Here is an 18,997-nt window from a genome sequence, read left to right as displayed (position 1 = left end):
CCTTGTTCCGCACGTCGAGAGGTCCCCATGTTCCGACCCCACCGCTTCCTACCCGCGATCGCGGCGGCCTGCGCCGCTGCCCTTCTGCTGACCTCCTGTGGCGGCGCCGAATCCGGCAACGTCGCCTCCGCGGCAGGCGCCGATGCCGGCGACCCCGTGGCGGGCGGCACCCTCCGCACCATCCAGATGGGCGAGCCGCGCAGCCTGGATCCGGCCGCACTCTCCAATACCTGGGCGCACCAGCCCGTGCTCGGCAACGCGCTCTACGGAACGCTGATGATCAACAATCTCGACACCCTCGACATCGAGTACAAGATGGCGACCGACTTCGCCACCACGGACGGGGGAGCGACCTTCGACCTCGTCCTGCGCCCCGGGCTGACGTTCACGGACGGCACACCGCTCGACGCGGCTGCGGTCAAGTTCAACTGGGACCGGCTGCGCGACCCCGCGCTCGGATCGACCGCGATCCGGCAGGCCGCACAGGTGGCGTCTTCGGAGGTCGTCGATCCGACCACACTGAGGATTGCTTTGGCGGCACCCAATCCGCATTTTCCGCAGGGCATGCTCACTACCTCGATGAACTGGATCGCCTCGCCGGCCGCATTGCAGAAGGGCGCGGCGGAGTTCGACCGTGAGCCTGTGGGCGCCGGGCCGTTCTCCTTGGAGAACTGGGTGCGGGGTGACTCGATCGATCTGGTGAAGAACCCGGACTTCTGGGACGCACCCAAGCCGTACCTCGACAAGCTCACCGTCCGCACCGTGGCCGACAACTCCCAGCGGTTCAACATGATCTCCACCGGCGGCGCCGATCTGTCTCTCGAAGCGAGCTGGGGAACTCTGGCCAAGGCGGACGCAGCGGGTATCCCCGCCGAGGTCGTACCCGCAGGTGGCGGTCAGATCATGATCATGAACTCGGCGCGCGCGCCCTTCGACGATGTGCGGGCCCGCCGGGCGTTATCCCTGGCGGCAGACCTCGACGCCCTCAACAGCGTCGTCTTCAACGGCGAGGGTGAGATCCCCGAGACCCTGTTCCCCGAGGGCTCCCCGTACTTCGCCGACATCCCGCTCGCGACGAGCGACAAGGAGACCGCGCAGCAACTGTTCGACGAACTGGCAGCAGAAGGCAAGCCGGTTTCGTTCACCTTCATGTCCTACCCCACGCAGGAAACGAAGGCGGCCGCCGAGTCGCTGCAGGCGCAACTCGGTGCGTTCGACAACGTCGAGGTCAAGGTCGAGGTGGTGGACTACGCCGCGGCGACGGCCCGCGCCGGCTCGCGCGACTTCGACATGGTGATCTCCTCTGCGATCACTCAGGATCCGGACTACGCGCTGTGGACCGCATTCCACGGTGACTCTCCCGGAAACTTCTCGGGTCTCGACGACCCGGAACTCAACGACGCCTTGGATGCCGGCCGCGTCGCCGAAGGGGCGGACGAGCGCAAGGCAGCGTACGAGACAGCACAGAAGCGGCTCGTCGACCTGGTGCCCGGTATCTGGTACACCAAGGCCGCGCCCGCGGTGGTCTACAGCGAGAACGTCCACGGCGTCCGGATGTTCACCCTCGGCTCACCGATGCCCGAAGAAATGTGGATGACGAACTGATCCGGTTCGTCACGGGAAAGGTGAAGCGATGGAACTGTCTTCGGCGCGGCATGCATTCGTCACCGGCGGGGCCAGCGGGATCGGGCTCGGAATCGTCGACGCGCTGACGCAGCACGGGATCTCCGTGACGATCGCCGATATCGATCGGCAGGCTGTCGAGGCGGTGACGGCCGAGCGGGGGCCCGCGATCTGCGGAGTCGGTCTGGATGTTCGCGATCGCGATTCCTGGGCGCAGGCGAAGGCCGACGCCGAATCGGTGTTCGGACCGGTGGACATTCTCGTCAACAACGCCGGGATCGGGTTCAACGGCCGCGACGTGGTGGATACGGACGCGGACGTTTTCGACCTGCTCGTTGCGATCGATCTGGCGGGAGTGTTCCACGGCGTCACCGCATTCGGTGCGCAGATGCGGGATGCGGGGCACGGGCACATCGTCAACACGGCGTCGGTCATGGGGCTCACGGCGGGTGCTCCGGGCCGCGGTGCCTACAGCGCGGTGAAGAGTGCCGTCGTCTCCCTGTCGGAGGCGCTCCGTGCCGAGATGGCGTCACACGGCGTGGGCGTGTCCGTGCTGTGCCCGGGACTCGTGAGGTCGAACCTCGATGCGAACACCACCCGGTTGGGAGGGCATGTGGAGGATGCTTCACACATCAAAGGCGCGGGAGATGTAGGGATGACACCGGCCGCGGCAGGGGCCTGCGTAGTGCGGGGGATCGCCGAGGATCTGCCCTACATCGTCACGCACCCGGAATATCTCGGGTACATCGAGAAGCGAATGGACGCCATCAGAGCCGCGGTGGAGGCAGTGGCCGCGGTGGAGATCGGGAGCGGAGCAGGGCCGGTGGCCTGACCTGGCCGGCCGGTGCGCTGCTGAGTGGGAACAGTTCGAAAGACAAGTATCCTTGACATGAAATGACAAGCAAGCTTTACTTCTGGCATGCCGGAGACACCGAGAGGCAACAAGGTTCGCGAGCTGCGCAAGCAGGCGCGTCTCACGCAGGCCGAACTCGGTACGGCAGTCGGGGTAAGCCGTCAGAGCATCGTCTCGACCGAGAAGGGTGATTACGCACCGAGTGTCTACCTCGCTCTGCGACTCGCTCGCACCCTCGGTACCACTGTCGAAGAACTGTTCCCACTCAACCCGGAGGGGCTCCCATGACCGCGTTTCTCAAGGCTGCTCGTGTCGTCGCCGACCTCGACGACGACTTCTACCACGACGAACGGCAACGCGATGTCTGGAACGAGGCCTCCGCGGTGGGGTTCCAGCTGTTCCAGTGGTGTGCCCTTGTGGTCGGGGCCGTCCTGCCGTGGGTCGCGGGCCGGGCCGGTGCCCACATCGCGATCGGTGTTCTGGCCACGTGGTTCGTCCTCTCGATGGTGACCATCGCCTATGCCCGCGCTCGAGATGTCGACGTCTACGCCACCGCGAAAACGCTACGTCCGCGAACCGTTTTCGCGGTCGTGCTCTACCTGGCCGGTGTCGCCGGCATCTACGTGGAACTCGCGAACCCCGTCGGCTACGACAGCGCGACCTGGGCAGGTATGGCCGTGGGGGCGTTCGTCGGCGCCGGTGCGGTGGCGGCTGTTCTGGTGTGGGTCCGCCGCCGCGACCGGCGCCGCGAAGCCGAGGAAGCAGCGCGGGACGAAACCGAGGTGTGAGCACGGAGCCCGCAAGTTTCGGTTAGTTTTTGCCCGCTGTGCGGGCATTTAACCACCAAGGTCAACAGACATCATCTCAGTCGCGCACCAGCGCCGCCACCGGCAGCGCTGCGAAAAGATTTGCGGGCCGGACGGTTCCGGAGAATTGCCGTCCCGAGAGCGCATCTGTCCAGGATCCGGGCGGGAGGTGGAACACCGTGTCGCCCCAGCCCGTCGCAGCGAGAGCCGCGGTATGCCGCATCGACAAGGCGAGCACATCGACGTCGTCGGCCGTCGGGCCACGGCCGAATGCCAGGACGTGCTCGGCTCCGGGCCCCGCCGCGAACAACGGGACGTACGCGCCGTCCACGAAACTCTCCGACTTCTCCCGGCGCAGCCGCAGCGCACTCTTCACGACCGTGAACTTCGCGGGCACCGAACCGGATTCGCCGAGCAAGCCCTTGCGGATCGCGAAATCGACCGGACGCCGGTTGTCTGGGTCGACGAGGGAGTCGTCCCACAGTTCCGTCCCCTGGTAGACATCGGGAACGCCCGGCCCGAGAAGCTGCAGGAGCTTCTGCCCGAGGGATGCCGCGGCGACATGCTGCTCGAGTTCGGCGACCAGTCCGGTGAGAGCCACACCGACGGGTCCGCCGCACACGGCATCGAGCCAGTCCGTGACGGCGCCCTCGAACTCCGCGTCGACCTCTGTCCACGTGGAGCGGGTGCCGTTCTCGCGCAGCGCTTTCGTGGCGTAATTGTGGAGCCGCTCGCGCAGTTCCCCGGTGACAACACCGTCGGCCGGCCACACCCCGAACAGTGTCTGCCAGAGGAACAGCCCGATGGCGGCGTCGGGCGGCGGCGCGATCGCATTCCATTCGCCGAGCCGCTGTGACCACAGGTCGGAGACCTGGGACAGCACTCCGATACGAGCGCGCACGTCCTCGCTGCGTTTGGTGTCATGTGTCGACAACGTCGTCATCGCGCGGGGAAGACGACGTGCACGTTGGGTCCAGGAAAGGTGGAATTCGGCTGCGCCGAGGGAGAAGCGGCCCGGCTGCCCGCCGACTTCCTGCAGGGACACGAGCCGGGCAGCCCGGTAGAACAGGCAGTCCTCCACCGCTTTCGCGGTTGCCGCGCCACAGACCTGGCCGAAGCGTGCGGCTGCTTCGCCTCCGGTCGCGAGCGCCGTTGTGAGCATCCGGAGGGCGGGCTCGAGGTCCGGCTTCTCCCGGGCGACCTCGCCGACGATGCGGGGGAGCATCGTGGCGAGCGGAGCATAGTCGGCGCGGTAGACGGGCACCCGCGCCGCGACCGTGGTCACCGCATCGCGCAGGACTGCGTCCGAGAGTTCCTGTGCGGAGCCGGCCGCGCCGTATCCGGCGGTGTCCTTCCGGATCGCGCGGACGAGCCGGGCCACCTCCGGAGCAAGTCCGGACCGCAGCACCGAGCACTTGAGGTCGCGTTCCTGGGAATGCAACCACGCGGCGTCCCCGTCGGAGCCGGTGTAGGTCCGGGACACCGCGGTGAGCGCCTTGTCGCCGCGGGGGTCGACGAACACCGCGGCGAGTTCGTCGAGTGCGTCGTACCCCGTGGTGCCGTCGACCGGCAACGTCATGTCGAGGGGCTCACCCTCGGCGAGGATCTTTTCGATCACCAGCCAGCGCTGCGGTCCGATCAAGGAGCGCAGGCGCTCGAGGTACGCCGACGGATCGGCGAGACCGTCGGGATGGTCGACCCGCAGGCCGTCGACGAGGTCGTCGTCGATCCACGACGCGACCTGGGCGTGCACCGCGTCGAACACCCGCGGGTCCTCGACCCGCACTGCGGCCAGATCGTCCACGGTGAAAAAGCGCCGGTATCCGATCAACCCCGAATCCCAGGGCGCCAGCCGGTACGCCTGGCGTGCGTGGATTTCGGCCGGGGTTCCGTCGTCGGTTCCCGGTGCGATCGGGAATCGCTTGTCGTAGTAGGCGAGCACGGGTTCGTCACCCGTGCGATCCACCGTCAGTTCCTGCACCGCGTCGGCGGAACCCAGCACCGGAAGGGCGATCCGGCCGTCGGCACCGTTGTCCTCCGACCAGTCGATGTCGAAGAACGACGCGTACGCCGAGTCGCGGCCGCGCCGCAGCACGTCCCACCACCAGGCGTTCTGGCGTGGGTCGCCCACGCCCACATGGTTGGGGACGATGTCGACGATCACGCCCATTCCGCGCGAGCGCACCTCTCGTACGAGGTGTTCGAAACCCGCACGCCCCCCGAGTGCCGGCGACACTGTGGACGGATCGACGACGTCGTATCCGTGATTCGATCCGGTGGTGGCGGTGAGCAGGGGAGACAGGTACACGTGCGAGATCCCGAGGCCGTCGAGATAGTCGACGATGGAGACGGCGTCGGCGAAGGTGAACGCGTCACCTCGCATCTGCAGCCGGTAGGTGGACAGCAACGGGAGTGAGGTCATGCGGTCCTCCGCAGCACCACCATCGAACGTGCTTCGACCAGGATCGGCTTTCCTGCGGTGACGCTGAACTCCCGCACGCCGTCCGCGACATCGGTATCGATTGCCACGGACCATTCGTCCGCGTGCGCGCCGTCGGGAGTCACGAACTCGATCGGTTCGTGGTGGGCGTTGAAGCACAACAGGAACGAAGTGTCGACGACGCGTTGCCCGCGCTGGTCCGGTTCGGGGATGCCCTCTCCGTTGAGGAACACCGCGAGCGACTTGCCGAAACCGCTGTCCCAGTGCTCTGGGGTCATCTCTTCCCCGGAGGGAGTGAGCCACGCGATGTCGCGGGACTGGTCGCCGCTGCGGATCGGCCGGCCCTCGAAGAAGCGACGACGCCGGAACACCGGATGCTCGGTTCGCAGCGCGATGACATTGCGGGTGAACGCCACCAGATCGGCATTGGCCTCGGCGAGAGACCAATCCATCCACGACAATTCGTTGTCCTGGCAGTACACGTTGTTGTTGCCGCGCTGGCTGCGCCCCATCTCGTCGCCGTGCGCGAGCATCGGGGTGCCCTGCGACAGCACCAGCGTGGCGAGGATGTTGCGCTGCTGTCGCGCCCGCAGAGTCAGGACCTCGGGATCGTCGGTCGGACCTTCGACGCCGCAGTTCCACGACCGATTGTGCGACTCGCCGTCCCGGTTGTCCTCACCGTTGGCGTCGTTGTGCTTGTCGTTGTAGGACACCAGATCCGCGAGTGTGAAGCCGTCGTGCGCGGTCACGAAGTTGATGGACGCGCCGGGACGCCGGCCGGTGTCCTCGTACAGGTCGGACGAGCCGGTCAGGCGGGAGGCGAATTCCCCGAGGGTCGACGGCTCGCTGCGCCAGTAATCGCGCACCGTGTCGCGGTACTTGCCGTTCCACTCGGTCCACAGGCTGGGGAAGTTGCCCACCTGGTAACCGCCTTCGCCGATGTCCCACGGCTCGGCGATGAGCTTTACCTGCGAGACCACCGGATCCTGTTGTACCAGATCGAAGAACGCCGACAGCCGGTCCACATCGTGCAGTTCGCGGGCGAGCGTGGATGCGAGGTCGAACCGGAAACCGTCGACGTGCATCTCCGTGACCCAGTACCGCAACGAATCCATGATCAGCTGGAGAGTGTGGGGATGCCGGGCGTTGAGGCTGTTGCCGGTCCCGGTGTAGTCCATGTAATGGGTCTTGTCGTCGTCCACGAGACGGTAGTACGCGGCATTGTCGATTCCCCGGAAGCTGATGGTCGGCCCGAGGTGGTTGCCCTCGGCGGTGTGGTTGTACACGACATCGAGGATCACCTCGATTCCCGCTTCGTGGAACGCGCGGACCATAGCCTTGAACTCGGCAACCGCCTCGCTCGGCTTCGACGACGACGAGTACTCCGTGTGCGGGGCGAAGAACCCGAAGGTGTTGTAGCCCCAGTAGTTGCGCAGACCCTGGTCCAGGAGCACCTGGTCGTGCATGAACTGGTGCACGGGCATCAGTTCGATCGCGGTGACCCCGAGGTCGAGCAGGTGGTCGATGACGGCGGGATGGGCGAGACCCGCGTAGGTGCCGCGCAGGTATTCGGGGACGTCGGGATGCGTGGCCGTCATCCCCTTGACGTGTGCCTCGTAGATCACCGTCTCGTTGTAGGGGCGCCGGGGATGCCGGTCGTTCGCCCAGTCGAAGAACGGGTTGATCACCACCGTCGTCATGGTGTGGCCGAGGGAGTCGAGCTGGGGGAAGTCGGCGTCCGGCGCGCCCGATTCCGCGCTCTCGTCGCTGTCGGACTCTGCGTCCGTGTCCGAGGGCAGCGCGTACGAGAACAACGACGCGTCCCCGTCGAAGTCACCGTCGAAGGCCTTGCCGTACGGGTCGAGCAGCAGCTTGCTCGGATCGCACCGGTGGCCGTTCTCGGGGTCGTAGGGGCCGTGGACCCGGTATCCGTACCGCTGGCCCGGCGAGACCGTGGGCAGATATGCGTGCCACACGTAGCCGTCGACCTCTTCGAGCGGAATGCGGGTCTCGGTGCCCTCACGCGAGATCAGGCACAGTTCGACTTTTTCGGCGATTTCGGAGAACAGTGCGAAGTTCGTTCCGGCGCCGTCGTACGTCGCACCGAGGGGGTAGGCACTACCGGGCCACACAGGGATCGGCTCCGGTGTTTCTTCGCTGGTATCCGTGGGGCTGGGCTGCATGACTGCACAGTAGCCGCACCCGGGCGCATGAACTCGCCGGGCGTTCACCACCAGCCGGTAGCGGGACCCAGTTGCGCCTCGAGATCGGGTGTCATCGTGCGCACGTACGTCGTCGTGAGGTGGTTCTCGTCACGGTAGATCAGCACATTGCCCTCGACGACGCGGCAGACCTCGGGCCGGCACAGGGAATCCGACAGGTCGATCAAGCTCACGTTGGGGGAGAAGGCCGAGGCCTCGATCGCCGGGTCGACCGGGTCGAGGGCGTCGGCGCGCGCCACCGCACACGAGTCGGAGTTACCGCCACCTGCAAGGCAATCGGCAGCCCGGTAGCTCATGTCGTCGTGGAACAACCACGGGTTGTCGCGGATCGCGACGACGGGGATGCCGTACTCGTCGAGTGTGCGCCACAGGTCGACGTACCAGAACGGGGTGAAATCGCCGGGCCCCTCGCCTTCGTCCTTCGTCCGCGTCGAGGTGGTGAACAGGTAGTCGGGAGGATCGGCCTGGAGTTCTGCCAGCACCTTCACCGACCATGTGTCGCACTCCACCGTCGGAGATTCCTCCGTGAGCTCCGCGAGCGGGTCCGAGAGCGGGCACCCCACCTTGAGATAGGTGTCGAGCCGGAAGCCGTGTTTCTTGCCGAGGGTGTCGAGTGCCGCGAGCCAGTGCTCGGAGTGGGAGCCTCCGGCGAGCACCATTCTCCGGGTCGACAACGGGTCGCCGTAGGTGCACGTCAGCGGTTCGCGGTTGGTGTGCTGGGCGATGCAGTGGTCGAGCGTCGCCGGCGGCAGATCCCGGTGTGCGACGAGCAGCGGGGGCTGGACGGGCTGCGGCTCGACGTCGACGAAGCCCTTCAGCGCAGCAGCACCGGGATACAGGTCGGGTGACAGTGCCACCACGCGCTCGAGGACATCGTCCTGACGGGCAACGTGGGTTGTCCAGCTTGCGGTCGCGGCCACGAGTGCGACACCGGCCACTGTGACGGACGCCACGAGAACCTTGCGGGTGCGGCCGGACTCGGACCGGCGGATCGGGTTCTCCAGCCATCGCGTGGTGGCCTCCGCGAGCGCGAGAGACACGGCGATCACGCCGAGGCCGCCGAGCAACCCGACCGAGGGCCTGTCCCGGAGCACCAGGTAGCCGATGAGTACCGGCCAGTGCCATAGATAGAGGGCGTAGGCGACGGCTCCGAGCCGTACCAGCGGGACGCTCGACAGCACCCGCGCGGTCGGTGTGTCGGCAACGCTGTCCCCGGCCCGGGTGTTACCGGCCACGACCAGCGCCATGGCCGCGCCGACCGGCACGAGCGCCCACGGTCCCGGGAAGAGACTGTTGCCGTCGAGGACGACACCACAGGCACACAGCACCGCCAGACCCACGACGCCCAGGACGATCCGCGCCGGACGGGGGACCCGCAGCCACGGGGCCACACAGGCGAGCACTCCGCCGAGTGTGAGTTCCCACATCCGGGCGGCGCTGTCGTAGTAGAGCCACGACTGGGGCACGTCGGCCAGGACGGCGTATGTGAGGGAGGCGACGGTGAGGATGGTGAGCAGCACCGTGAGGGGAGCGCGGGCGGGTATCGATCTGCGTCGCAGGAACCACGTCGCGCCGAACACCACGATCAGTGCGCCGATGTAGAACTGGCCCTGGACCGAGATCGACCACAGGTGCTGCAGCGGGCTGACCATCGGGTCGGCCGCCAGGTAATCACTCGCTGTGCGCGCGAGATGCCAGTTCTGCATGAACAGCAGCGACGCACCGGTCTGCTCGGCGACGCGGAACCACTGCGTATACGGCAGCAGCGCCACAGCCGCGACGGTCGTCCCCAGCAGCACGAGCACCAGCGGCGGGAGCAGTCGCCTGCCCACCCGCCGCAACACCGGTCGCGGGTCCAGCGGGGCGTGCGACTCGGCAACCCGGAGCAGGGTGCCGACGAAGAAGAAACCGGAGAGCGCGAGGAAGACGTCGACACCGCCCGACACGCGTCCGAACCAGACGTGGAAGACCACGACGAGGGCGATCGCAAGGCCCCGCACGCCGTCGAGATCGGCGCGATACCCGAGACGGGTGCCCGGTGCCGCAGTGGCCTCCGGGGCCCGGTCCGAGGTGCGGACTGGCATACGTGTACTCCTCAGCGTCGTGGACTCGGCGGTGCCTCGGGCGGGACGCCGTGGAACACGCGAGCAGTTTTCCTGTGACCTTGGTACCCAGGAACTTGGGCAGACTACGTCCAATGCACCCGCCGATTCCAACCGCCTACAGTCGTGCCGTGGTTTCTCCCCGCATGTCCGCCGACCGGATCCGCACGCTCGACGCCGATCATCTGTGGCACCCGTACGGCGCGTTTCCGGCCTCCACGGAACCCCTGGTGGTGGACCGTGCGGCCGGTACGAGGCTGGTGCTCGCGGACGGACGCGAGCTTGTCGACGGCATGAGTTCGTGGTGGGCGGCGGTGCACGGTTACCGGCATCCGGTGCTCGACGCCGCGGTGACCGATCAGCTCGCGAAGATGAGTCACGTCATGTTCGGCGGACTCACCCACGCTCCGGCGGCGAGGCTCGCGGAGTTGCTCGTCGACATCTCGCCGGAGGGCCTGGACAAAGTGTTTCTCGCCGACTCCGGATCGGTGTCGGTCGAGGTGGCCGTGAAGATCGCGTTGCAGTATCAGCGGGCTGTCGGCCGTCCCGAGCGACATCGCCTCCTCACGTGGCGGGGTGGGTACCACGGGGACACGCTCGCCCCCATGAGCGTGTGCGACCCGGAGGGCGGCATGCACGCGATGTGGACGGACGTGCTGGCCAGGCAGGTTTTCGCGCCGGCGCCTCCCCGCGCGTTCGATCCCGGTTACGTCGCTGCCTTCGAGTCGGTCCTGACCGAGCACGCGCACGAACTCGCCGGGGTGATCGTCGAACCTGTCGTGCAGGGGGCGGGAGGTATGCGCTTCCACGACCCGGCGTACCTGCGCGAGTTGCGGCGCATGTGCGACGAACACGGATTGGTACTGATCTTCGACGAGATCGCGACCGGGTTCGGGCGGACCGGGGAGATGTTCGCCGCCGACCACGCCGGCGTCGCGCCCGACCTGATGTGTGTGGGGAAGGCGCTGACGGGCGGCTACCTGACCCTGGCGGCAGTGCTTTGCACGACGCACGTCGCAGAAACGATCAGTGCCGGGGAGGGCGGCGGTGTCATGCACGGGCCCACCTTCATGGCGAATCCACTCGCGTGCGCCGTCGCGGTCGCGTCGACCGAGCTTCTGTTGTCGCGGGACTGGCGGGCCGAGGTGGCCGATCTCACTGCCGGGCTCGTGTCCGGGCTGGCGACGGCGCGCGATCTTCCGGGAGTGACCGACGTGCGGGTGCTCGGCGGAATCGGGGTGGTCGAAACCCGGGAACCGGTCGACATGCGGGCGGCGACCGCGGCGGCGGTGGAGGCGGGCGTCTGGCTGCGGCCGTTCCGGAATCTCGTCTACACGATGCCGCCGTACGTGTGCACGCCGGAGGATGTCGCCGCGATCACCGCGGGTGTGGTCGCTGCGGCTGCCACGGTGCGGGGCTGAACACCCGGGGCTGAACACCCGGGGCTTCCGTACTTGAACACTGTTCAAGTACGGTAGCGCCATGTCCACCTCCGCCGGTCTCGCCTGGCTCGACCACGCCGCGGAACGGCGACGGGTCGCCGGTCTGCACCGAGAACTCGTTCCCCGCACCGTCGCCGCACCGATCGTCGATCTCGCATCCAACGACTACCTCGGGCTCGTCCGCCATCCGGAGGTGCTGGCCGCGGCGACGGCCGCGCTACGCCGCTGGGGCGGCGGTGCCACCGGATCGCGACTGGTTACGGGCACCACCGCCGAACACGAGTTGCTCGAACGCGAACTCGCCGAGTTCACCGGCGCAGAAACCGGATTGGTGTTCTCGAGCGGATACGCCGCCAATCTCGGCGCTGTCACCGCGCTGGCGGGCAGGGACACCGTCGTCGTCTCCGACGCGGGATGCCACGCATCGCTCGTCGACGCGTGCAGGTTGTCCCGGTCGAGGATCGTCGTCACCCCGCACGGTGACGTCCGGGCGGTCGCCGCCGCCCTCGCCGCGCGCACCGAACCGAGGGCGCTCGTCCTCACCGATTCGGTATTCAGTACCGACGGCGACCTTGCCCCGCTGCGCGACCTGCACGATGCGTGCCGCACCCACGGCGCACTCCTCCTCGTCGACGAAGCTCACGGGATCGGGGTCCGGGGAGCGGGCGGCCGCGGGCTCGTCCACGAGACGGGTCTGGCCGGGCAGCCGGACGTGATCGTCACCGCCACCCTGTCGAAATCGCTGGCCTCCCAAGGGGGTGTGGTTCTCGCGGACGCCCGGGTGCGTGAACACCTGATCGACACCGCCCGCACGTTCATCTTCGACACCGGACTCGCTCCCGCCGCGGTCGGTGCCGCGCGCGGAGCCCTGAAGGTGCTGCGCGCCGAGCCCGGACTCGCCGGCGCGGTCCTCGAGCAGGCGGCGCATCTCGCCCGGGTGACGGGTGTACTGCCGCCGCCCTCCGCGGTGGTGTCGGTGATCCTCGGCGACCCGCACGTCGCGGCACGTGCGGCCCGGCGATGCCGCGAGCGCGGCGTGCATGTGGGCTGTTTCCGCCCGCCCTCGGTGCCCGAGGGAACCTCCCGCCTGCGCCTGACCGCACGGGCGAATCTCTCCGAGCACGAACGCGCCCTGGTGGACTCGGTACTCGCCGAGGTAGTGGCCGAGGCCCGCACGTGACCACGCTGTGTATCACCGGCACATCCACCGGAGTCGGAAAAACCGTCGTGACCGCCGCGCTCGCGTCACTCGCCACGAGCCGGGGACTGCGGGTCGCGGTGTGCAAGCCGGCGCAGACCGGGGTCGGCGACGGCGAACCCGGCGACCTCGCCGAGATCGTCCGGCTCACCGGAACCGATATCGAGACCGTCGAACTCGCCCGATACCCCGACCCACTCGCGCCCGACACCGCAGCCCGGCGCTCGGGACGGCCGTTGCTCGATCTCGACCGAACCGTCGACGCGGTGCGTGCGCTCGAGGACACCGCCGACCTCGTCCTCGTCGAAGGCGCCGGCGGCGTGCTGGTCCGTCTCGGTGCCGCCGGGTTCACACTCGTCGATCTCGCCGGGGCGCTCGGCGCACCGACGGTGGTGGTCGTGGCCGCGGGCCTCGGAACCCTCAATCACAGCGCGCTGACCGTCGGGGCGCTGCGCGCGGCCGCCGTGGAATGCCGCGGACTCGTCATCGGCAGCAGTCCTGCCACACCGGATCTGGCGGAGCGCTGCAACGTCGGTGACCTGCCCGCGGTCACGGGTGTGCCATTGCTCGGTTCCGTACCCGAAGGGGCGGCCGCCCTCACGTCCGCGGAGTTCGCGCGCGCTGCGCCCCGCTGGTTGCGTGACGTTCCGGTCTAGGACGGCGAGTGCGCCACCACCCGGATACCGACTCCCGCGAACCCGGTGCGTCGCACCTCGTCGATCACGAATCCGGCCCGTTGCAGGTAGACGACGGGGTCGCGGGTGAGGTGATCTGCTCCGAACCGAATCGACACAGGTTCGAGCACGCGCATCGCCGCTGTCACCGCTCTGCTGGTGGAAGGGCCGTGCTCGGCGAGCACGACCTTGCCGCCGGGCACGAGTACACGCATCGCTTCACGCGCGGCCGACTCCGGATCGGGGATGGTGCAGAACGTGAGCGTCGACAGCACGGTGTCGACCGATGTGTCCGGGACGGAGAGCGACTGCACGTCGCCGCGGACCACGGCGCAGTGGTCGAGCCCGTATTCCTCGATGCGCCGCCGCGCCAGCCGCAACATGCCCTCGGAGAGGTCCACCCCGAGGACTTCGGTGACATCCGGCCCGTACAGGGGCAGATTGAGCCCCGTACCGACGGCGATGTCGAGCACTCGGCCACGGGCCTGCTCGACCGCCCATTGCCGGGGACGGCCGAGCAGGCGTCGCTCGACGACACCGATCTGCGAGTCGTATCGATCGGCCATGGCGTCGAAGACCTGCGCAATTCGTGCGTTGTCCGGCTGCGCCACGAGCCCTCCGTTCCGGGTGCCGGTGTGCGAGGGAAGGCAACCGCTCTTCGCAAACCGGAAACGGCTCGGGAGTACGCACACCTGTCGTAGTGTGAATGCAATCACATGGAGTCGGCGGGCGTCGGCGTGCCGACCGTTTTCCTCGGAGGTACGGATGTCCACCACCGATATGCACGAGCTGCAGAACGCGATCGGCCAGCTACGCCGATGCGTCGGGTCGCTACGGTCGCGCTACGGCGACGCCGCGCCGGTCCGCAGGCTCACCAACGACCTCGACCGGCTCGACATCGACGCGCGTGACTTCCAGGAGACACCGCCGCGTTCGCTGTGGGCGGCATCCGAGGACCGCATCCCGATTCCGGATTCGCCCTACGACGAGTCGTTGTTCCGCGGAGTCGACGCCGACGACGAAGGACTCGGCGGATTGCACGGGGAGCGGTGAGCGCCCCTGCCGGCGCCGGGGTCCGAAGTGCGGCCCGGGCGCGCATCGCCGCGCGCACATTACGGACCGATCGGTGGTGGCAGACACCTGCGCTGACCGTTCTCGGTCTGGCCGCGTTCATCGTCTACGCCACCGTGCGGTCGTTCACGCGCTCTGCCTACTGGGTCGACGAGTACCACTACCTCACGCCGTTCTATTCACCGTGTGTCAGCGCCTCGTGTTTGCCGGGTTCGTCGCACTTCGGCGTGTGGGTCGGCGAACTCCCGCGGTGGATTCCGCTGGCGTTCGTCTCGCTGCCGTTCCTGCTGCTGTTCCGGCTCACCTGCTACTACTACCGCAAGGCGTACTACCGGTCGTTCTGGTTGTCGCCACCGGCCTGCGGTGTTGCGGAACCGCACCGGACGTATACCGGCGAAACCCGATTCCCCCTCATCGTGCAGAACTCGCACCGCTACTTCTTCTACATCGGGTTCGTCATCTCGCTGGTCAACACGTACGACGCGATACTCGCGTTCCACAGTCCGAGCGGCTTCGGGTTCGGACTCGGGAACGTGATCCTGGTCGTGAACGTGATCTTGTTGTGGGGGTACACGCTCTCTTGTCACTCCTGCCGGCACGTCACCGGTGGCAGGCTCAAGCATTTTTCGAAACACCCTGTGCGCTACAAGATCTGGACGTTCGTCTCGAAGATCAATGCGCGGCACATGCAGTTCGCGTGGATCACTCTGGGCACGCTGGTCCTCACCGACTTCTACATCATGCTCGTCGCGAGCGGCACCATCTCCGACCTCCGATTCATCGGCTGACAGACCGGTACGACCGGCACCACACGAGGCACGACGCGATACGGAAAGGCACTACACATGGGGGAAGTCGAGCGGCACGACTACGACGTGGTCGTGATCGGAGCGGGGGGAGCCGGACTGCGGGCGGTCATCGAGGCTCGGCAACGCGGACTGAGGGTCGCGGTCGTCTGCAAGTCGCTCTTCGGCAAGGCCCACACCGTGATGGCGGAAGGCGGGTGCGCCGCCGCGATGGGCAACGCCAACTCGCGCGACTCCTGGCAGGTCCACTTCAAGGACACGATGCGCGGCGGAAAGTTCCTCAACAACTGGCGCATGGCAGAACTGCACGCCCGTGAGGCGCCGGACCGGGTCTGGGAACTCGAAACCTACGGGGCGCTGTTCGACCGCACCCCGGACGGACGGATCAGCCAGCGCAACTTCGGCGGGCACACCTATCCGCGACTCGCCCACGTCGGCGACCGGACCGGCCTCGAACTGATCCGCACGATGCAGCAGAAGATCGTCTCGCTGCAACAGGAGGACTTCGCCGCGACCGGCGACTACGAGGCGAAGGTGAGGGTGTTCTCCGAATGCACCATCACCGAACTCCTTCTCGACGGGCAGGGCCGCGTCGCGGGCGCCTTCGGATACTGGCGGGAATCGGGCAGGTTCGTCCAGTTCACGGCGCCGGCCGTCGTCATCGCGACCGGGGGAATCGGCAAATCCTGGAAGGTGACCTCCAACTCGTGGGAGTACACCGGGGACGGGCACGCCCTCGCGCTGCGTGCCGGTGCCTCACTGATCAACATGGAATTCGTCCAGTTCCACCCCACGGGCATGATCTGGCCGCCGAGCGTGAAGGGCATCCTCGTCACCGAAGGGGTCCGCGGTGACGGCGGTGTCCTGAAGAACTCCGAAGGGGAGCGGTTCATGTTCTCCTACGTCCCGCCGGTGTTCAAAGGGCAGTACGCGGAGACTCCCGAGGAGGCGGACCGCTGGTACGAGGATCAGGAGAACAATCTCCGCACGCCTGACCTGTTGCCGCGCGACGAAGTGGCACGGGCCATCAACTCCGAGGTCAAAGCGGGTCGCGCCACCCCGCACGGCGGCGTATTCCTCGATATCGCGTCGCGGATGCCCAGCGCGGAGATCATCCGGCGATTGCCGTCCATGCATCACCAGTTCCTCGAACTCGCGGACGTCGACATCACCCGGGAGGCGATGGAGGTCGGCCCGACATGCCACTACGTGATGGGCGGCATCGAGGTCGATCCCGACACCGGCGCGGCGTCGGTACCGGGCCTGTTCGCGGCAGGGGAGTGCTCGGGAGGGATGCACGGATCCAATCGTCTCGGCGGTAACTCGCTGTCGGATCTGCTGGTATTCGGCCGTCGTGCAGGGCTCGGTGCCGCCGACTACGTGCACGGTCTCACCACCCGGCCCGAAGTAGCCGACGAAGCGGTGGAAGAGGCGGCCCGCACAGTGCTCTCACCGTTCGATCCCGCCGACCACGACGAGGTGGAGAACCCGTACACGCTGCACCAGCGGCTACAGGGCGTGATGCACGACCTCGTGGGCATCATCCGCACAGCCGACGAGGTGGAACGCGCGCTCGCGGAACTCGACGACCTGCGCGCGCGGATCCCCAACATTGCGGTGGAGGGGAACCGGCAGTACAACCCGGGCTGGCACCTCGCGCTGGATCTGCGGAACATGCTGCTCGTGTGTGAGTGCGTGGCGCGGGCGGCGTTGCTGCGCACCGAGAGTCGCGGCGGTCACACGCGCGACGACCATCCCTCGATGGACGCGAACTGGCGGCGGACACTGCTGGTGTGCCGCAAGTCCGGAGAGGACCGCATCATCCCGCAGGTGTCCGTCGAACGGGAAGAGCAGACCCCGATGGATCCGGAACTGCTCGAACTCTTCGATATCGAGGAACTCGCCAAGTACTACACCGACGAGGAACTCGCCGGTCACCCCGGACGGAGGCACTGAGATGGCCGACAGTGAGGGCTACACCGCCGAGTTCAGGATCTGGCGCGGGGACCGCGACGGCGGGGAACTGCAGGAGTATTCGGTGCGGGTCAACGAGGGTGAGGTGGTCCTCGACATCCTCCACCGACTCCAGGCTACCCAAGTGCCGGACCTCGCGGTGCGATGGAACTGCAAAGCCGGCAAATGCGGTTCGTGCTCGGCGGAGATCAACGGACGCCCGCGTCTGACGTGCATGACCCGTATGTCGCTCTTCGAGACGGACGATCCGATCGTCGTCACGCCCTTACGGGGTTTCCCGGTCATCCGTGACCTCGTCACCGACGTGTCGGGCAACTACGCCAAGGCCCGGGAGATTCCGGCGTTCGCGCCTCCCCCGGACCTCGCGCCGGGGGAGTACCGCATGCAGCAGATCGATGTGGAACGCTCGCAGGAATTCCGCAAATGCATCGAATGCTTCTTGTGTCAGAACGTATGTCACGTGACGCGCGACCACGAGGAGAACCGGCCCGCGTTTGCGGGACCCCGGTTCTTCATCCGCCTCGCCGAACTCGACATGCACCCGCTCGACGTCGCGGACCGGCGCGACCTCGCTCAGGACGAAGCCGGACTCGGCCTCTGCAACATCACCAAATGCTGCACCGAGGTCTGCCCCGAATACATCCACATCACCGACAACGCCATCATCCCGATGAAGGAACGGGTGGCCGGTCGCCGGTACGACCCGGTCGTGTGGCTGGGCAACAAGCTGTTCCGGCGCTGACCTACCCGCGCGGTCGTCAGCTGACGCGCTCGCTCAGAAGCGGCACCAACTGCTCGAGCGCGAACGGAATCGACAGGGCCGAGTTCAGCGAGATGGCGTTGGCGATGTCGCTGCCGCTGTCGAGGACGAGGAAACGGCCGTCCCGCACGGCAGGAAGCTGCTGGAACAAGGGGTTGTCGGTGACCTCGGAGGTCTCGACGAAGATCGGCAGCACGACGAGCAGGTCGGCGTCGAGCATGCCCAGGTTCTCCTCCGAGACCGGGATGAAGAAGCTGTCCGTCTCCACGGCCTCCACGGCCGGGTTGTTGACGAACCCGAGGTCCTGCAGGAACTGCACGCGCGCGTCGCCGGAGACGTACGCACCCCATCCGTCCGAGGTGTAGGCGGCGACGGTGACGGTCTTGCCGGCGAACTCCGGATGCTCCGCCGCCGCGGTGGCGAACTGTTCGTCGATGTCCGCGACCACTTCGGCACCCTTGTCGGGGACGCCGAGCGCGGAGGCCACCATCGAGATCTGCTCGTCGCGCGGCGTCAGATATGCCGTGGCGCCCTTCGGGGGACCGACCGTGGTGGCGATCGCCGAGAGCGTGTCGTACCGGCCCTGATCGCCCGAACTGGCGGTGTCGAGGATGAGATCGGGTGCCAATGCGGCGATCTGCTCGAAGGACGGGTCGACGGTACCGATGATCTCCGGAGACTCCGAGTAGCCGTTCTCGACCCACGGGCCGACTCCGTCGCCACCGAAGGCCAGCCAGTCGCTCACGCCGACGGGCTGGACGCCGAGCGCCAGTGCCGTCTCCGCGTCGCCCCATCCGAGGGCGGCGACGCGCTCGGGCTGTGATTCGACGGTCACATCACCGAACATGGTGGCGATGGTGGCGGGAAACGCTCCGGATCCGTTGTTGCTCGTCTCGTCGGCCGAATCGCTGTCGGTCGAGCCGCACGCTCCCACGGCGAGCGTGGTGGCCGCCATCAGCGCCACAAGTCGGAGTTTCACAGGTGTCCTCGTTTCACTTGCCGGTGCACGTCGTATGTGCGTTAGGT

Annotated in this window: 16 protein-coding genes; 11 read left to right on the top strand and 5 right to left on the bottom strand. The window is 67.4% G+C overall.

What is annotated here, in order from left to right:
• The first annotated feature begins 27 nt into the window (after positions 1-27).
• The 4 genes from HF877_RS05285 to HF877_RS05270 all read left to right on the top strand — a co-directional run bounded on the left by HF877_RS05285 (position 28) and on the right by HF877_RS05270 (position 3,264).
• Positions 28-1,605: an ABC transporter substrate-binding protein gene (locus HF877_RS05285; RefSeq protein ID WP_169620129.1), complete on the top strand. Its 1,578-nt coding sequence runs from the start codon at positions 28-30 to the stop codon at positions 1,603-1,605.
• A gap of 28 nt (positions 1,606-1,633) precedes the next feature.
• Positions 1,634-2,455 (top strand): SDR family oxidoreductase, encoded by an 822-nt coding sequence (locus HF877_RS05280; RefSeq protein ID WP_169620128.1) that lies wholly within the window; start codon positions 1,634-1,636, stop codon positions 2,453-2,455.
• 87 nt (positions 2,456-2,542) lie between these two features.
• Positions 2,543-2,764 carry a helix-turn-helix transcriptional regulator gene (locus HF877_RS05275; protein WP_169620127.1) on the top strand — a complete coding sequence of 74 codons (222 nt, stop codon included), beginning with the start codon at positions 2,543-2,545 and terminating at the stop codon, positions 2,762-2,764.
• Entirely contained in the window at positions 2,761-3,264 is a 504-nt protein-coding gene (locus HF877_RS05270) for a DUF2029 domain-containing protein (RefSeq protein WP_169620126.1), read from the top strand. The genes HF877_RS05275 and HF877_RS05270 overlap by 4 nt, the downstream gene beginning before the upstream one ends.
• 76 nt (positions 3,265-3,340) lie before the next feature.
• Here the strand turns inward: HF877_RS05270 and treY are convergent, their stop codons facing one another.
• The 3 genes from treY to HF877_RS05255 are packed head-to-tail and all read right to left on the bottom strand — an operon-like array spanning position 3,341 to position 10,028.
• Positions 3,341-5,704: a malto-oligosyltrehalose synthase gene (gene treY, locus HF877_RS05265; RefSeq protein ID WP_169620125.1), complete on the bottom strand. Its 2,364-nt coding sequence runs from the start codon at positions 5,702-5,704 to the stop codon at positions 3,341-3,343.
• Positions 5,701-7,905 (bottom strand): glycogen debranching protein GlgX, encoded by a 2,205-nt coding sequence (gene glgX / locus HF877_RS05260; protein WP_169620124.1) that lies wholly within the window; start codon positions 7,903-7,905, stop codon positions 5,701-5,703. Before glgX ends, treY begins: the two co-directional genes overlap by 4 nt.
• Positions 7,906-7,949: 44 nt before the next feature.
• Positions 7,950-10,028 carry an SGNH hydrolase domain-containing protein gene (locus HF877_RS05255; RefSeq protein WP_169620123.1) on the bottom strand — a complete coding sequence of 693 codons (2,079 nt, stop codon included), beginning with the start codon at positions 10,026-10,028 and terminating at the stop codon, positions 7,950-7,952.
• A 149-nt stretch (positions 10,029-10,177) separates the two neighbouring features.
• Between HF877_RS05255 and HF877_RS05250 the strand changes: the two genes are divergently transcribed.
• The 3 genes from HF877_RS05250 (at position 10,178) to bioD (ending at position 13,342) form a co-directional block, all read left to right on the top strand.
• Positions 10,178-11,467: an adenosylmethionine--8-amino-7-oxononanoate transaminase gene (locus HF877_RS05250; RefSeq protein ID WP_169620122.1), complete on the top strand. Its 1,290-nt coding sequence runs from the start codon at positions 10,178-10,180 to the stop codon at positions 11,465-11,467.
• A gap of 61 nt (positions 11,468-11,528) precedes the next feature.
• A complete protein-coding gene (locus HF877_RS05245; protein WP_169620121.1) occupies positions 11,529-12,668 on the top strand; it encodes an 8-amino-7-oxononanoate synthase in 1,140 nt (379 codons plus the stop codon).
• Positions 12,665-13,342 (top strand): dethiobiotin synthase, encoded by a 678-nt coding sequence (gene bioD / locus HF877_RS05240; protein WP_169620120.1) that lies wholly within the window; start codon positions 12,665-12,667, stop codon positions 13,340-13,342. The genes HF877_RS05245 and bioD overlap by 4 nt, the downstream gene beginning before the upstream one ends.
• Here the strand turns inward: bioD and HF877_RS05235 are convergent.
• Complete coding sequence (locus tag HF877_RS05235; protein ID WP_169620119.1) at positions 13,339-13,971, bottom strand: methyltransferase domain-containing protein; 633 nt, start codon at positions 13,969-13,971, stop codon at positions 13,339-13,341. The two genes, bioD and HF877_RS05235, sit on opposite strands and share 4 nt — an antisense overlap.
• 154 nt (positions 13,972-14,125) lie before the next feature.
• Between HF877_RS05235 and HF877_RS05230 the strand changes: the two genes are divergently transcribed.
• The 4 genes from HF877_RS05230 to HF877_RS05215 are packed head-to-tail and all read left to right on the top strand — an operon-like array spanning position 14,126 to position 17,953.
• Positions 14,126-14,413 carry a hypothetical protein gene (locus HF877_RS05230; protein WP_169620118.1) on the top strand — a complete coding sequence of 96 codons (288 nt, stop codon included), beginning with the start codon at positions 14,126-14,128 and terminating at the stop codon, positions 14,411-14,413.
• Positions 14,410-15,219 carry a hypothetical protein gene (locus HF877_RS05225; RefSeq protein WP_169620117.1) on the top strand — a complete coding sequence of 270 codons (810 nt, stop codon included), beginning with the start codon at positions 14,410-14,412 and terminating at the stop codon, positions 15,217-15,219. Before HF877_RS05230 ends, HF877_RS05225 begins: the two co-directional genes overlap by 4 nt.
• Positions 15,220-15,276: 57 nt before the next feature.
• Positions 15,277-17,193 (top strand): fumarate reductase/succinate dehydrogenase flavoprotein subunit, encoded by a 1,917-nt coding sequence (locus HF877_RS05220; protein ID WP_169620116.1) that lies wholly within the window; start codon positions 15,277-15,279, stop codon positions 17,191-17,193.
• Between the two features lies 1 nt (position 17,194).
• Positions 17,195-17,953 (top strand): succinate dehydrogenase/fumarate reductase iron-sulfur subunit, encoded by a 759-nt coding sequence (locus tag HF877_RS05215; RefSeq protein WP_169620115.1) that lies wholly within the window; start codon positions 17,195-17,197, stop codon positions 17,951-17,953.
• 16 nt (positions 17,954-17,969) lie between these two features.
• Here HF877_RS05215 and HF877_RS05210 read toward each other — a convergent pair whose 3' ends face one another.
• Positions 17,970-18,950, bottom strand: coding sequence for an iron-siderophore ABC transporter substrate-binding protein (locus HF877_RS05210; RefSeq protein ID WP_346765065.1), 981 nt, complete (start codon positions 18,948-18,950; stop codon positions 17,970-17,972).
• Between the last annotated feature and the right edge of the window lie 47 nt (positions 18,951-18,997).

The sequence above is a fragment of the Rhodococcus sp. BL-253-APC-6A1W genome, assembly GCF_012843405.1.
Lineage (GTDB): Bacteria > Actinomycetota > Actinomycetes > Mycobacteriales > Mycobacteriaceae > Rhodococcus.
Note: the sequence above shows the minus strand (reverse complement) of the source record. Positions and strands in the feature narration are given on the sequence as shown.